Raw genomic sequence first — 14,114 nt, forward strand, 5'->3', positions numbered from 1 at the left:
GGGCTAAGGTGCTGCCATGGCACGCGGACGCCTAGAGCACACCGCCGACATCGCTGCGCCGCCCGAGGCCGTTGCGGCGTTTCTGGCCGATCTGGTCAACTACGAAGCCCTGCACCCGATGTTGGTGGACGTGCGGCAGATCCCTGGCGGCGCCGACGGCGTCACCCGATACCTGGCCCCGCATCGCATGCGTCTCTACGGAATACCGATCCGGTTCACCTGCCGGGTGGACCTGCGCAAAAGCGCGCCCGACGAGATCCGCACCCACACCCTGCAGCGGCCGGGTATCGAGATGTGGTCGACCATGGCGGTGCGCCCGCATGCCGGCGGCACCCGTCTGCACGAACTGGTCGACATCAGTGCCCCACGGATGTTGATGAAGACCGTGCTGCGCGACGGCGGCAGTTCCCACGCCGCGATGTGGGAGAACCTGCGTCGCTATTTCGAACAGTGAGCGCGGCAGGCATGCTGGAAGCCATGAACCGAAGCCAGATCACCGAGCAGATCATCGCCGCCCGCCTCGCCAAGGGACTGACCTGGCAGGAGTTGGCCGACGCGATCGACAAGCCGGTCGTGTGGACCACCTCGGCTCTGCTGGGCCAGCATCCCATTCCCGCCGAATCGGGCAAGGTCCTCGCGAGCCTGCTCGGACTGGACCCGGCGGTGGTGCCGGTACTGGCCGCGGTACCGGTGCGCGGCGGGCTCACTGGGCCGCCCACCGACCCGACCATCTACCGGCTCTACGAAGCGGTGGGCGTTTACGGCCCGGCGATCAAGGAATTGATCCACGAGCAGTTCGGCGACGGCATCATGAGCGCCATCAACTTCAGCATGGACATCGAGCGCAAACCGCACGCCGGCGGTGACCGAGTGGTCATCACCTTCGACGGTAAATTCCTTCCCTACGAATGGAATTCAGCGGACTAGCGCCAGTCGATGGCCACTCGTCGAGCGCGTGACACCCAACCGCTGACCGCCGACCTGGTGCTGTCCGGTGGGGGAGTGCGCTTCGTCGGGCTGGTCGGAGCGGTGGTCGCGCTGATGGAGGCCGGCTACTCGGTGCAGCGCATCTCCGGGGTGTCCGGCGGCTCGGTGGTGGGCACGATTCTGGCCGCCGCGGCCCAGGGCGACCAGCTGACCGCGGCACAGGTCAAAGACCTGGCGCTGTCGGTACCGCTGCACACCTGGCGCGACGCGGGGCCGATCCCGGTGGTCGGACCGGTGTGGGGGTTCCTGCGCGACAGCGCCCTCTACCGCGGCGACGTCGCTCACGAGTGGATCCGCAGTGAGCTGGCGAACCTGGGGGTGAGGACCTGGGGAGATCTGGCCTACCCCGCCGACAACCTGATGCCCGAGCGCCGCTACCGCGCCGTGGTCACCGTCACCGACGTGACGACCGGGCAGCTGGTTCGGCTGCCATGGGACTACCGGCGGGTGTACGGGCTCGATCCCGACGAACAGTCCGTCGCCGACGCGGTGCGCGCCTCGATGGCCGTCCCGTTCTTCTACCGCCCGGTGACGCTGACCAGCGCAGCCGGGTTGCGCTCCACCCTGGTCGACGGTGGGGTGCTGTCGAACTTCCCGATCTACACCTTCGACCGGCTCGACGGCCGAGCACCGCTGTGGCCCACGTTCGGGGTCACCGTGGTCCCGGAGATGTCCGACGGGATCGGCGCCATGGTTCCGGTGCTGCGGCCGCTGCGGCTGTTCGGACAGTCACTGCTGCTGGAGAACCTGATCAGCACCATGCTGGTCGGCCACGACCAGACCTACCTGAACCAGCCGTGGGTCAGTGTGCGCGCCATCAAGGTCAACTCCACCGATGTCAGCGTGCTGGACTTCGACATCTCCCGCGACCGGCTCGAGAAGCTCTACGACAACGGCTACACCGCAGCGAGCGAGTTCTTGTCGACCTGGGACTGGGACGCCTACCTGCGCCGGTTTCGGGCGTCGCACTACCCAAGCCAGGGCTCAGCCAGAAGCGACTGATGCCGGTGCTTGTGCGGCGGTTCCAGCTTCGGGTCTACGGGCGGTGCTTGCCCAACTCGGCGCTGGCGTCACCGAGCCGCACCGTGATGTCGGTGTTGCCGGCCGCTTCCAGCTGCTCGCGACCGCGCAATCGGTCCTGGATCTCGCGGGCTGCGCCGTTGATCCGCTCGATCTCGCCGCGGAACACGTCCGGGCGGGTCTCCTTGCTGGCGTAGTGGAAGTAGCTGAGCAGACTGCGCAGCAGCTCCAGCTTCTGCTTCTCGCGCTTGGCCAGGTCGTGCGTCGTCATCAACTCGACCCGCCGCACCGGGGGCAGGTCACCCCAGTCGAGGACCACCTTGTTCTCGTACCGCGGCTGCTTGCCCCGCCGCCCGAACCAGCCCTTGGGCTCGTCGGGGCTGTCTGCGTAGCTGATCGTGCCGGTGAACCGTGACTCGATGCCCTCACCAAGCTCGGCCCGGTCGATCGCCGAGTCCCACACCGTTCGCCATTCCTGGTTTGGCGCCAGCAGCGTCAGTTCTTCGGGCAGTTGCAGCGCGACGACGTCGGCGTAGCCGTCCGAGGCGGTTTCGTAGCGGGCCACCGTCGGTGGCTGGTCGAACGCGAATCGGATGTCGTAGGCGGCGGTCTTGCCGAAGTTGCGGACCACCAGCTCGATGACGTGCCAATCGGCGGCGTGCGGCTCCATGAACATCGCCACGTGCGGGCGGGTCTGCTCGGCGGCCAACCGGCGGTTGCGCTGCAGTTGACGGTTCAAATAGAACAGCGCCAGCACGGTGATGGCGATGGCCAGCCAGGCGGCCCAGGCCAGCCAGGTGTCCGCGCCCGCGTGCGCGACGTCGTACAAGCGGTCCTCAACTGATCCCATCAGCTATCCCCTCATCCGCCCATCAGCATGCGCCACCGGTCCAGGCTTCCGGCGCTGAATACGTAGTTGGATCGCTTCACCTCGGAAAGTGCCGCGCTCGGGTCGGCCGAATACCAGTGGCCGGGGAACACCGTCGGGTCTCCCGGCAGGGCGGCCAACTGCTGCAGACTGCGGTACATCTCGTCGGAGTCGCCGCCCGGGAAGTCGGTTCGCCCGCAGCCCTCCAGGAACAAGGTGTCGCCGGCGACCAGTCGACCGTCCAGCAGGAAGCACTGGCTGCCGGGAGTGTGGCCGGGTGTGTGCAGCAGCTCGATCTCGATGTCGCCGATGCTCACCTTGTCGCCATGTTCGTGCGCGGTCAGATCCGACATCGGAATTTCGGTCACCCGCGAAACCCACTGTGCTTCATGGGTATTCACGTGAACTGGGACGCAGACTCGTTCCAGCAGTTCGGCCAGGCCCTTGAGTTCGAAGCCCATCATCTTGCCGCCGACGTGATCGGGGTGGTGATGGGTGACCAGTACGCCCGACAGGTGCATACCGTCGGCCTCGATCGTGTCGAGCAGATCGCCGGCGGCGTAGGCCGGGTCGACCACGACGGCGTCGCCGGTCTGCCGGTCGCCGATCAGGTAGGCGAAGTTGCGCATCTGGGCGGCTATCGGGTCACCGGCCGCGAAATCGCGTCCGGAGAGCAGCTGGCGGAAATACAGCCGGTCGGATTCGGGCACGCCCTCCAGCCTAAGGCAGCGGCGATTGCAAGCGCGGCGAAGCCGGGCGCAGCAGATCGCCGCCATAGGACCAGGCGATTGCAAGCGCGGCGAAGCCGGGCGCAGCAGATCGCCGCCATAGGACCAGGCGATTGCAAGCGCGGCGAAGCCGGGCGCAGCAGATCGCCGCGCTAAGTCCCCACTAAGCCAAACGGGCTCTGGCCAGCGCCTGTCGTCGCGGTTTGGTGACCTCGTGGGCAAGGTTGTAACCTTCTACAGGCTTGCAGCACCCGAAAGGGTCGCTGTGGGTGACCGCCCCCTTAGCTCAGTCGGCAGAGCGTTTCCATGGTAAGGAAAAGGTCAACGGTTCGATTCCGTTAGGGGGCTCGGTGGACGCCAGTCGGTGCGCCGACTAGCGCCGATCGGGGCGGTGTAGCTCAGCTGGTTAGAGCGCACGACTCATAATCGTGAGGTCGGGAGATCGAGCCTCCCCACCGCTACTGCAAGCAATTCGACATGTGAAGAAGGACGACAGACGTGGCCTCCAGTACTGATGTGCGGCCGAAGATCACCTTGGCCTGTGAGGTGTGCAAGCACCGCAACTACATCACCAAGAAGAACCGCCGTAACGACCCCGACCGGCTGGAGCTGAAGAAATTCTGCCCCAACTGCGGCAAGCACGAGTCGCACCGCGAATCTCGCTAAGTAGGTCGAGTCGTGTCGTTGGCCGACCGCCTCGTCGGGGCGCACTACCGCTATCCCGACCACTACGACGTGGAACGGGAGAAGATCCGCGAATACACCCGCGCGGTCAAGGCGGTGGACCCGGCCAGTCTTAACCTGCGGGCGGCAGCTGACCTCGGCTACGACGGGCTGGTGGCCCCTCTGACCTTCATCTCGGTGTTCGGCCACATGGCGATTTCGGGTTTCTTCGAATATTGCGGTGTCACCACCGACGACGCTCAGATCGTCCAGGTCGACCAGAAGATCGAGTTTTACCAGACGATCAAGGAAGGCGACCGACTGTATTGCGACGTGTCGGTCGACTCCGTTCGCCGCGCGCACGGCACCGACATCATCGTGACCCAGCAGGTGGTCACCAACCACGCCGGTGAAATCGTGCAGAAGACATATACGACGTTGGCGGGCCGCGCCGGCGAGGGAGATAAGGGTTTCACCGATGGCGTTGCGTGAGTTCAGTTCGGTCAAGGTCGGCGATCAGCTGCCCGAGCGGGTCATCCCGCTGTCGCGGCAGGATCTGGTCAACTACGCCGGCGTGTCCGGCGACCTGAACCCGATTCACTGGGACGACGAGATCGCCCAGCAGGTGGGCCTGGACACCGCTATTGCTCACGGCATGCTGACCATGGGGCTCGGCGGCGGCTACGTCACGGCTTGGGTCGGCGACCCGGGCGCGGTGACCGAATACAACGTGCGTTTCACCTCGGTGGTGCCGGTGCCCAACGATGGCAAGGGCGCTGAGATCACCTTCAGCGGCCGGGTGAAGTCTGTCGACACCGAATCGAAGCTGGTGACCATTGCGATCACCGCCACCACCGGTGGCAAGAAGATCTTCGGGCGGGCGGTCGCCTCGGCCAAGCTGGCCTAGGGGCGCGCAGCGATGGCGATCAAAACTGATATCCGAGGCATGATCTGGCGCTACCCCGAGTCGTTCGAGGTGGGGCGCGAGAAGATCCGCGAATTCTCCCGGTCTATCAAGGCTGAGGACCCTGCCTGTTTCGACGAGGCGGAGGCGGCCAAGCTGGGCCACGACTCGCTGGTGGCGCCGCTGACCTTTGTGGCGATTCTGGCGAAGCTGGTGCAGTCCGACTTCTTCCGCCATGTCGACACCGGGTACACCACCATGCAGATGGTCCAGGTCGACCAGGGCTTCAAATACATCAAGCCGATCAAGGCCGGCGACACGCTGTACGCCCGAATGGAGATCGCCTCGGTCGTTGAGCGTTTCGGTGCTGACATCGTGACGACCCGCAACATCTTGACCAACCAGCATGGCGATGTGGTGCTCGAAGCGTTCACCACAATGATGGGTCACGACGGCGACGATTCGGTCAACCTCCGGTGGGACGCCGAATCCGGTCAGGTCGTCCGAACAGCCTGATTAGTAACTGGCCGTAGCGGCGAGGTACACTCGGACTTCGGGGTTTTCCCAGCATTAGCGCGCTTTCCGTGATGCGAACGGGGGGCGCGCGAATTGTGTGAGCCGGAGACGGTGAACAGGTGAAGCATCCGAACCCGCAGGTTGGTGCGCCAACCGCGAAGGGGCGTAGCTCAACTGGCAGAGCAGCGGTCTCCAAAACCGCAGGTTGCAGGTTCAAGTCCTGTCGCCCCTGCTGACGTGCCATGGTGGACACTGGACACCATGCGCGGTACGGCAATGAGGTAAGCGCGAACAACGAAGGAGCATGCGGTGACCGACGAGCTCGACCGTCCCGACGCCGCAGCCGACGGCGATCGCGATGCCGAATCCGGCAGCAGCAGTCGCACGGCCGTGGTGAGCAGGCAGGTCGGCGACCCGCTGCGGCCAACCGGCAAGCGTTCGCGGCGTCGTGGTGCCGATGATGGCGCAGGCGACGTGGAATCCACGGCTACCGAATTGGACGCGGAAGACGCCGCGAAGGCCAAAAAGAAGGCTAAGAAGCAGCCTGAAGGGCCTTCGCGCAACCCGTTCGTCTTCATTCTGAATTTCCTCAAGCAGGTCGTCGGCGAACTTCGCAAGGTGATCTGGCCGAACCGCAAGCAGATGGTCACTTACACCGCGGTGGTGCTGGCCTTCCTGGTCTTCATGGTGGCGTTGGTCGCCGGGGCAGACTACGGATGGGCCCGGCTGGTGCTGCTGGTGTTCGGCGAGTGAAGTTATAGGAAGGACTGAAACCGTGACTACCTTCGACGGCGATACGCCCGCGGGCGAGCCGGTCGACGTGGCGGAGACCACCGAGGTTTCCGCTGAGGACTCCGCACTGGAGGCCACCGAGTCCGCCGAGACCGAGGCCACTGAGGCTGAGGACACCGAGGCCCCCGAGGATGCCGAGGCGGCCCAGGACGAGCCGGCCGAGGAACTCGACCCCGCGGTGGCGCTGAAGGCCGAACTGCGCTCCAAGCCGGGTGACTGGTACGTAATCCACTCCTACGCCGGGTACGAGAACAAGGTGAAAGCCAACCTCGAGACCCGTGTGCAGAATCTCGACGTCGGCGACTACATCTTCCAGGTGGAAGTGCCCACCGAAGAGGTCACCGAGATCAAGAATGGCCAGCGCAAGCAGGTCAATCGCAAGGTGCTGCCGGGCTACATCCTGGTTCGGATGGACCTGACCGACGACTCGTGGTCCGCGGTGCGTAACACGCCGGGCGTCACCGGGTTCGTCGGCGCCACTTCGCGGCCGACCTCGCTGCCACTGGACGACGTGGTCAAGTTCCTGCTGCCGCAGGGTGCGGCGAAGAAGCAGGCGCGTGGCACGGCGAGCACGGCGGCGGCGGCCTCCGAGGGCGGTCTGGAGCGGCCGGTCATCGAGGTCGACTACGAGGTCGGCGAGTCGGTCACCGTCATGGACGGCCCGTTCGCCACGCTGCCCGCCTCGATCAGCGAGGTCAACGCCGAGCAGCAGAAGCTCAAGGTGCTGGTGTCCATCTTCGGTCGCGAGACACCAGTGGAACTGGGCTTTACCCAGGTCTCCAAGATTTAGTACGTAGGAAAGGAAACACCCCCTCATGGCCCCGAAGAAGAAGGTCGCCGGGCTTATCAAGCTTCAGATCAAGGCTGGCGAGGCCAACCCCGCGCCGCCGGTCGGACCCGCGCTTGGTCAGCACGGCGTGAACATCATGGAGTTCTGCAAGGCGTACAACGCCGCGACGGAAAGCCAGCGCGGCAACGTCATCCCCGTGGAGATCACCGTCTACGAGGACCGCAGCTTCACCTTTGCGCTCAAGACCCCGCCCGCGGCACGGATGTTGCTCAAGGCTGCCGGCATCGCCAAGGGCTCGGCCGAGCCGCACAAGACCAAGGTCGCCAAGGTGACCTGGGACCAGGTGCGCGAGATCGCCGAGACCAAAAAGGCCGACCTCAACGCCAACGACATCGAGGCCGGCGCCAAGATCATCGCCGGTACCGCCCGCTCCATGGGCATCACTGTCGAGTAGTAGCAGTACCCCGTGGGAGGGCCAGCTTCGGCCCGTTAACCACAACCAACCACCTGAGATTGGATAACCAATGAGCAAGACCAGTAAGGCTTACCGCGCCGCCGCCGAGAAGGTGGACCGCGACAACCTCTACACCCCGCTGCAGGCGGCCAAGCTGGCCAAGGAGACGTCCTCGACCAAGCAGGACGCCACCGTCGAGGTCGCCATCCGGCTCGGTGTCGACCCGCGTAAGGCCGACCAGATGGTCCGCGGCACCGTCAACCTGCCGCACGGTACCGGTAAGACCGCCCGCGTGGCGGTGTTCGCGGTCGGTGAGAAGGCCGAGCAGGCCATCGCCGCCGGCGCCGACGTGGTCGGCAGTGACGACCTGATCGAGAAGATCCAAGGTGGTTTCCTCGACTTCGACGCCGCGATCGCCACCCCGGACCAGATGGCCAAGGTCGGCCGTATCGCCCGCGTGCTGGGCCCGCGTGGTCTGATGCCCAACCCGAAGACCGGCACCGTCACCCCCGACGTCGCCAAGGCCGTTGCCGACATCAAGGGCGGCAAGATCAACTTCCGTGTCGACAAGCAGGCCAACCTGCACTTCGTCATCGGCAAGGCGTCGTTCGAAGAGGCCAAGCTGGCGGAGAACTACGGCGCCGCCCTCGACGAGGTGCTGCGGCTCAAGCCGTCGTCGTCCAAGGGCCGTTACCTCAAGAAGGTCACCATCTCGACGACCACCGGCCCCGGCATTCCGGTGGACCCGGCCGTCACCCGCAACTTCGCGGCTGAGTAAGACTCCACGAAAAAGCCCCCGCACGCTTCGGCGTGGCGGGGGCTTTTTCGTGTGGCTTCTTGCGCCGTTGCCCGTGGCTAGGGCGCTTGCTTGGTGTAGGTCACCAGGCTGACGTCCAGCGCTTCATCGGCGAAGTAGTACTCGCAGCCGCGCAGGTACTTCATGTAGCGCTCGTAGACCTCTTCGGACTGGATGGCGACCGCTTCGGCGTGGTTGGCCTCCAGTGCGTCGCCCCAGATCCTGAGCGTTTTGATGTAGTGCGGCCGCAGCGAAAGCGCTTCGGGCACAGTGAAACCCGCCTTTTCGCCGTGTTCCACCATCATCTGGGTGGTGGGCAGCCGTCCGCCCGGGAAGATCTCCGTCAGCATGAACTTGATGAACCGCGCGGTCTCGAACGTCAGCTTCTTGCCGCGCGCGTTGAGCTCGTAGGGGTGGAAGCCCACGCTGCTCTGGATCGTCATCCGGCCGTCGTCCGGCATGATGTCGTAGCAGTTCTTGAAGAAGCTGTCGTAGTTCTCGAAACCGAAGTGCTCGAACGCCTCGATCGAGACGATCCGGTCCACCGGCTCGTCGAACTGTTCCCACCCCTTCAGCAGGACCCGACGTGACCGGTCGGTGTCGATGGCGTCCAGCAGGCTCTGCGAGTAGGCGTGCTGATTCTTCGACAGGGTCAGGCCGATGACGTTGACGTCGTACTTCTCTACGGCGCGCTGCATGGTCGCACCCCAGCCGCAACCGATGTCGAGCAGCGTCATCCCCGGGCGCAGGTCCAGCTTGTCCAGGTTCAGGTCGAGCTTGGCCAGTTGGGCTTCTTCCAAGCTGGCGTCCGCCGGCTCGAAGTACGCACAGCTGTACATGCGGGTCGGGTCCTGGAACAGCGCGAAGAAGTCATCGGATAGGTCGTAGTGGGCCTGGATGTTCTCAAATTTCGGGCGCATGTCCGCGGTCGGAGTCGATTTGTCCACCATCTGTGACTGATTGCCTTCCTGATGAAACCCGCTGTGACCGGCCGTGATAGCCGTTCTGTAGTTCCGTGCCGGTCAACTGTTGCAGCTTAGCGGGTCGAGGGTGAATCGGTTGATGTGAAATGTGGCCAAGCCTCGCGGCAGGCCGATCCGACTATTTCTGCAGGGTGTACTGGTGGACGCTGGTGTTTCCGTTGCGGAACAGCGCCACGCAGCCGTTGAGGTACTTGTCGAAGCGGTCGTAGGCCTCCTGGCCCTGCACCTCGATCGCCCGCTCCTTGTTGGCCGCCAACATCGCCGCCCAGTCCTCCAGGGTGCGTGCGTAGTGCGGCCCGATTTCGTCGTCGCGGGTAACAGAGAAACCGGCGTCGGCGGCGTACTTGCGCGGCAACCACGCCGACGGAAGCTGCCCGCCGGGGAAGATCTCCCTCATGATGAACAGCGTGAACTTGGCCAGCGACATGGTCATCGGAATGCCCTTGGCCTGCGCCTCGTCCTGACCGCTGATCGCGGTGATGGTGTGCAGCAGCATCCGACCGTCGTCGGGCAGCGCGTTGTAGGTGATGTCGAAGAAGGCCGGCCAGCGGTCACGGCCGAAGTGCTCGAACGCGCCGATCGACACGATCCGGTCCACCTTGTCAGTGAACTCCTCCCAGCCCTGCAGGCGCACCTCCACGTTGCGGTTGGTGTCCACCTTGGCCAGCTTGTCGATGGCGTACTGGCGCTGCTCGCCACTGAGGGTGAGCCCGATGACGTTGACGTCGTACTTCTCCAACGCGTGCTGCATGCAGGCCCCCCAACCGCAGCCGATGTCGAGAAGGGTCATGCCGGGCTCCAGGCCCAGTTTGCCCAGCGCCAGGTCGAACTTGGCGATCTGGGCCTCGTCGCAGGTGGTGTCCTTGTTGGGGTAGAACCCGCAGGTGTAGCCCATCGTCGGACCTAGGAACAGCTCGTAGAACTCATTAGAGATGTCGTAGATCGACTGCAGTTCCTCGTACTTCGGTTCCAGCTTGGGCATGGCTCAGTTCACTCGCGATCTTCTAAATGAGGGGAGGGTGTGCATAGACTACCGTTGCCGGTCTGTCATGGGCACTTCGGTGTGGTCTTGGACACCTCGACGCTACTCGGCAGTAGCAAATGTCGTGGTCAGCTCGCTGATCACCGGATCCCACAGCTCTTCGGGCAGGTCGTGGCCCATGCCCTCGAACAGCACCAGCCGGGCGCGGTCGATGGCGTCGGCGACGGCCCGTCCTCCCGAGGGGCGCATCAGCTTGTCGGCCAGGCCGTGGATGACCACAGTCGGCGCGGTGATCAGTCGGTCATAGGCGGCCAGGCTGCCGCTGGCCAGGATGGCGCCGAACTGCCGGGCGATGCCCCAGGGGTAGTAGCTGCGCTCGTAGGCCTCGATGATGTTGGCCCGAAGTTGGTCCTCCGGTGCCGGGTAGCGCGGACTGCCGATGATCCGGCTGGCCCGCACCGCGTTGTCGATGATCACGTCGCGGGGGGAGTCCGGTGACGGACCGGTCAGCAGCGCCATCAGCGCGCGCGGCGCCGGCGGGGGAAGGAAACGCCGGTTGTTGCTGGAGAAGATGACGGCCAGCGAACGGGTCCGGGGCGCGAACCGTGCGGCGAACACCTGCGCGATCATGCCGCCCATGGATGCGCCTACGACGTGCGCTTGCTCGATTCCCAGGTGATCTAGCAGGGCGGCGGCGTCGTCGGCCATGTCTTCGAGGGTGTAGACGGCCGGGCTGGGCTTGCCCAGCCAGAATCGCGCCATCCGCGGGACCAGCGCGCCACGGGCATGTTCGCGACCCAGCTTGCTGGACAAGCCGACGTCGCGGTTGTCGTAGCGGATCACGCGCAGGCCCTGGGCGACCAGCTTCTCGCAGAACCCGGTGCGCCACAGCAGCAGCTGGGCGCCCAGTCCCATCACCAGCAGCACTGGCGGATCCTCGGGGCTTCCCAGGTCTTCGTAGAAGATCTCCAGATCGCCCGAGCGGGCGGTGCCGCTGCGCATCTCCACCAAGGTCATACTCCCGGGTCGTCGTCGTTGGTGTCTTTGTGCTCGCGGCTGACGTCGACCATGAAGTTGGCGAAGTAGCCGGTCAGCTGCGGGTCGGACATCATCTGCCAGCGCGGCGCCAGCAGTTTCATGTAGCGCTCCACGTAGAGGAACTGCTTGCCGATGAGCACCAGCTCGCGGGGCAGCTTGACGTCGTAGGCATCGGCCAGCGCTCCGAGCTGCTTGCCGATGTCGGCGTAGGACATGTCGCCCAGCGACTTCATCGTCAGCGGGGTCGCGAACGCCTCGAGATCCTTGGCGGCCTGGCCCTCGGGTTTGACGGTGCCCACCGCACCCATCAGCACCACGATCTTGCCGGCCGCGGCGTGGTCCTTCTTGACCAGCAGCGCGTAGACCAGCTCGCGCAGCAGCCACCGGGTGCGCGGGTCGATGCGGCCCATGATCCCGAAGTCCAGGAACACCACCCGGCCCTCGTCGTCCACCAGCAGATTGCCGGCGTGCAGGTCGCCGTGGAACAACCCGTGCCGCAGCCCGCCCTCGAAGGTGGAGAACAGCAGCGCTTTGACCAGTTCCACGCCGTCGAAGCCGGCTTTGCGGATGGCGGGGGCGTCATCGATGCGGATGCCCGCCACACGCTCCATCGTCAGCACCCGTTCGCTGGTGAAGTCCCAGTGCACGTCGGGCACCTTGATGTTCTTGCCCAGCGGGGAAGCATGCAGGTGCGACACCCAGGTCTGCATCGACTGGCCCTCGATACGGAAGTCCAGTTCCTCGGCGAGGTTGTCGGCGAAGTCGGCGACCACATCGCCGGCCGACAGTCGCCGACCCAGCTTGGCCAGCTCCACCAGCTGGGCGAAGCGTTTGAGGATCTGCAGGTCGGCCGCGACCCGTCGGCGGATGCCGGGCCGCTGGATCTTAACCACGACCTCCTCGCCGCTGTGCAGGGTGGCGAAGTGCACCTGGGCGATCGAGGCCGACGCGATCGGGGTCTCGTCGAACTTGGCGAACAGCTCCTGCGGCTGCGCGCCCAATTCCTCGACAAATAGGGCATGTATCTCGGCCGGGTCGGCCGGCGGCACGGAGTCGAGTAGTCCGCGGAACTCCCGCGACAGCGGTTCACCGAACGCGCCGGGGCTCGAGGCGATGATCTGGCCGAACTTGACATAGGTGGGTCCCAGGTCGGCGAACGTCTGCGGCAGCTCGCGGATCACCTTCTGCTGGATCGGCCCGGGCCCGAGCAACCGGGTGAAGACTCGGGCGGCCGCGCGGGTGAGCTGCCAGCCCGTTGCGCCGATGCGGGCCGCCTCAACCGGCAACGGCACCCGGTCCAGCTGGGCCACCTGGCGGGGTGGGGTCGAACTCATTGCTGCAGTCTGCCAAATCACCGGCGGAAGTTCTCCGCCAGCGCACCGCCTTAGGCCGTGGCGCCCGGTTGCCAGGGGGTCAGCCATGCGGTCGGTTCGGCGCCCTCGAACGCCGCGATCAGTTCGTACATGGTGGCGCCATCAATGCTTTCCCGCATGATGTCGGCGTGCCCGGCATGCCGGGCGAGCTCGTTGATCAGGTGATGAAACACCCAGCGCACCGTCCACGCGTCGACGTCGGTGGGGAACCACGGTGCGTCGCGCGGCACCGGCACCGCGGCGTCGAGGTCTGCGGACTCCAACAGGCGTAGCGTCTCGGCGTTCTGCGCCGCGAACGCCTCCAACGCCCCGGCCAGGGTTTCGTCCTGGCGCAGCAGGTACTGGTCCTGATATTCGCGGGCCCTCTCCTCGCCCGGGCGGCTGTCCGCGGGCGGCGCGGCCGGGGCGGCGGCGACCCGGGACATCCAGGTGTGTTGCATCCCGGTGGCATGTTTGATCAACGCGCCGATCGACAAGGCGCTGGCCGTCGGGGTGGCCCGGGCCTGCTCATCGGTCAGGCCGTAAGCCACCGCGAAGTAGGCGCTTTGGTGGTAGGCCACAAATTCGCGCAGCGCGTGCCGTTCGTCGGTCACCGGCGGGGCAAGTCCGGGCATGGTCAGTCCTTTCGATCCGGCCGGTGCGCGTACAGATCGCGCAGGCAGGCGATTTCGGCTCCGTGATGGATGGCTTCGCGGTGGATGTGCAAGACCAGCTCCGCCATGGTGCGGTCGGCCCACGGCCCCTCCGCCGCGCCGACGGGCCGAGCCAATGCGGATTCATCGAGGCCACGCACCCCGGCGATCCAGCCTGCGTAGGCGTCATCGAGCTGGCGCAGCGCGGTGGCGACGTCGAGGGCGTACGGCCAGCTCTGGTAATCGGCCGGCGGCCCGCCGAAGTGGTGGTGGTTGCGCACCGCGAACACGCCGACGATCACGTGCGCCATCCGCCAGGCGATGGTGGTGAACGGCGCCGGCTCGGGCGCCGGGAAGGCAAAGTCGATGCCGTCGGGGCGTACCGACCAGCAGCCGGCCACCGGCTCCCACCGGTACTCGTCGTCGGTGAGGCCGTCCAGCCGCGAGCGCAGCTGGTTTGTCCAGTGCCAGTCGAGCTGATCGGCCAGCAAGTCACTCCAGGCGGGCATGACCCGAGCCTGCCAGCCCCGTCCGACATCGGCCACGCACACCGAAATATGGCCGGTCACCGAAAGGCTCCGCTCGGCG

At 65.7% G+C, this 14,114-nt stretch carries 19 protein-coding genes and 3 tRNA genes; 14 read left to right on the forward strand and 8 right to left on the reverse strand.

The features are described 5' to 3' along the window. The first annotated feature begins 16 nt into the window (after positions 1-16). From RCP37_RS03370 to RCP37_RS03380, 3 genes are read left to right on the forward strand one after another with little or no spacing between them, the layout of a single operon-like run. Positions 17-454: an SRPBCC family protein gene (locus tag RCP37_RS03370; RefSeq protein ID WP_308485612.1), complete on the forward strand. Its 438-nt coding sequence runs from the start codon at positions 17-19 to the stop codon at positions 452-454. A 23-nt stretch (positions 455-477) separates the two neighbouring features. Beyond that, the gene (gene cynS, locus RCP37_RS03375) at positions 478-927 is read left to right on the forward strand and encodes a cyanase (RefSeq protein WP_465270684.1); all 450 of its coding nucleotides are present in this window, start codon (positions 478-480) and stop codon (positions 925-927) included. Between the two features lie 9 nt (positions 928-936). Then, positions 937-1,989, forward strand: coding sequence for a patatin-like phospholipase family protein (locus tag RCP37_RS03380; RefSeq protein ID WP_308485613.1), 1,053 nt, complete (start codon positions 937-939; stop codon positions 1,987-1,989). Positions 1,990-2,023: 34 nt separating this feature from the next. On the opposite strand, the gene RCP37_RS03385 is transcribed toward RCP37_RS03380, so the two are convergent. Continuing rightward, on the reverse strand, positions 2,024-2,857 hold the full coding sequence (locus RCP37_RS03385; protein WP_308485614.1) for a DUF8453 domain-containing protein: 834 nt from the start codon (positions 2,855-2,857) through the stop codon (positions 2,024-2,026). Positions 2,858-2,868: 11 nt separating this feature from the next. Further along, positions 2,869-3,585, reverse strand: coding sequence for an MBL fold metallo-hydrolase (locus tag RCP37_RS03390; RefSeq protein WP_308485615.1), 717 nt, complete (start codon positions 3,583-3,585; stop codon positions 2,869-2,871). Positions 3,586-3,878: 293 nt separating this feature from the next. On the opposite strand from RCP37_RS03390, the gene RCP37_RS03395 reads away from it, so the two are divergent. The 11 genes from RCP37_RS03395 to rplA all read left to right on the forward strand — a co-directional run bounded on the left by RCP37_RS03395 (position 3,879) and on the right by rplA (position 8,500). After that, positions 3,879-3,951, forward strand: a tRNA-Thr gene (locus RCP37_RS03395). A 39-nt stretch (positions 3,952-3,990) separates the two neighbouring features. Continuing rightward, a tRNA-Met gene (locus tag RCP37_RS03400) sits at positions 3,991-4,064 on the forward strand. A gap of 37 nt (positions 4,065-4,101) precedes the next feature. Beyond that, positions 4,102-4,269, forward strand: a complete 168-nt coding sequence (gene rpmG / locus RCP37_RS03405; protein ID WP_024440978.1) for a 50S ribosomal protein L33 — start codon at positions 4,102-4,104, stop codon at positions 4,267-4,269. 12 nt (positions 4,270-4,281) lie between these two features. Further along, a complete protein-coding gene (gene hadA / locus RCP37_RS03410) occupies positions 4,282-4,758 on the forward strand; it encodes a (3R)-hydroxyacyl-ACP dehydratase subunit HadA (RefSeq protein ID WP_308485616.1) in 477 nt (158 codons plus the stop codon). Further along, the gene (gene hadB, locus RCP37_RS03415) at positions 4,745-5,173 is read left to right on the forward strand and encodes a (3R)-hydroxyacyl-ACP dehydratase subunit HadB (protein ID WP_308485617.1); all 429 of its coding nucleotides are present in this window, start codon (positions 4,745-4,747) and stop codon (positions 5,171-5,173) included. Before hadA ends, hadB begins: the two co-directional genes overlap by 14 nt. Positions 5,174-5,185: 12 nt before the next feature. Beyond that, positions 5,186-5,686 (forward strand): (3R)-hydroxyacyl-ACP dehydratase subunit HadC, encoded by a 501-nt coding sequence (gene hadC / locus RCP37_RS03420; protein WP_308485618.1) that lies wholly within the window; start codon positions 5,186-5,188, stop codon positions 5,684-5,686. 159 nt (positions 5,687-5,845) lie between these two features. Continuing rightward, positions 5,846-5,918: transfer RNA gene (locus RCP37_RS03425), tRNA-Trp, on the forward strand. Positions 5,919-5,995: 77 nt separating this feature from the next. Then, positions 5,996-6,439: a preprotein translocase subunit SecE gene (gene secE, locus RCP37_RS03430; protein ID WP_308485619.1), complete on the forward strand. Its 444-nt coding sequence runs from the start codon at positions 5,996-5,998 to the stop codon at positions 6,437-6,439. Between the two features lie 22 nt (positions 6,440-6,461). Further along, positions 6,462-7,268, forward strand: coding sequence for a transcription termination/antitermination protein NusG (nusG, locus tag RCP37_RS03435; RefSeq protein WP_308485620.1), 807 nt, complete (start codon positions 6,462-6,464; stop codon positions 7,266-7,268). A gap of 25 nt (positions 7,269-7,293) precedes the next feature. Further along, a complete protein-coding gene (gene rplK / locus RCP37_RS03440) occupies positions 7,294-7,722 on the forward strand; it encodes a 50S ribosomal protein L11 (RefSeq protein WP_024440984.1) in 429 nt (142 codons plus the stop codon). A 70-nt stretch (positions 7,723-7,792) separates the two neighbouring features. Then, complete coding sequence (gene rplA, locus RCP37_RS03445; protein WP_308485621.1) at positions 7,793-8,500, forward strand: 50S ribosomal protein L1; 708 nt, start codon at positions 7,793-7,795, stop codon at positions 8,498-8,500. A gap of 77 nt (positions 8,501-8,577) precedes the next feature. Here rplA and RCP37_RS03450 read toward each other — a convergent pair whose 3' ends face one another. The 6 genes from RCP37_RS03450 to RCP37_RS03475 all read right to left on the reverse strand — a co-directional run bounded on the left by RCP37_RS03450 (position 8,578) and on the right by RCP37_RS03475 (position 14,035). Then, on the reverse strand, positions 8,578-9,468 hold the full coding sequence (locus RCP37_RS03450) for a cyclopropane mycolic acid synthase family methyltransferase (RefSeq protein ID WP_308485622.1): 891 nt from the start codon (positions 9,466-9,468) through the stop codon (positions 8,578-8,580). A 151-nt stretch (positions 9,469-9,619) separates the two neighbouring features. Next, the gene (locus RCP37_RS03455) at positions 9,620-10,483 is read right to left on the reverse strand and encodes a cyclopropane mycolic acid synthase family methyltransferase (RefSeq protein ID WP_308485623.1); all 864 of its coding nucleotides are present in this window, start codon (positions 10,481-10,483) and stop codon (positions 9,620-9,622) included. Positions 10,484-10,585: 102 nt separating this feature from the next. After that, positions 10,586-11,491 carry an alpha/beta fold hydrolase gene (locus RCP37_RS03460; protein WP_308486921.1) on the reverse strand — a complete coding sequence of 302 codons (906 nt, stop codon included), beginning with the start codon at positions 11,489-11,491 and terminating at the stop codon, positions 10,586-10,588. A 5-nt stretch (positions 11,492-11,496) separates the two neighbouring features. After that, positions 11,497-12,855 (reverse strand): ABC1 kinase family protein, encoded by a 1,359-nt coding sequence (locus RCP37_RS03465; RefSeq protein WP_308485624.1) that lies wholly within the window; start codon positions 12,853-12,855, stop codon positions 11,497-11,499. A 50-nt stretch (positions 12,856-12,905) separates the two neighbouring features. After that, positions 12,906-13,508: a DinB family protein gene (locus RCP37_RS03470; protein WP_308485625.1), complete on the reverse strand. Its 603-nt coding sequence runs from the start codon at positions 13,506-13,508 to the stop codon at positions 12,906-12,908. 2 nt (positions 13,509-13,510) lie between these two features. After that, the gene (locus RCP37_RS03475; RefSeq protein ID WP_308486922.1) at positions 13,511-14,035 is read right to left on the reverse strand and encodes a DinB family protein; all 525 of its coding nucleotides are present in this window, start codon (positions 14,033-14,035) and stop codon (positions 13,511-13,513) included. Positions 14,036-14,114 lie beyond the last annotated feature (79 nt).

Origin of the sequence: Mycolicibacter sp. MU0102, from assembly GCF_963378105.1 — a bacterium.
GTDB lineage: Bacteria > Actinomycetota > Actinomycetes > Mycobacteriales > Mycobacteriaceae > Mycobacterium > Mycobacterium holstebronense.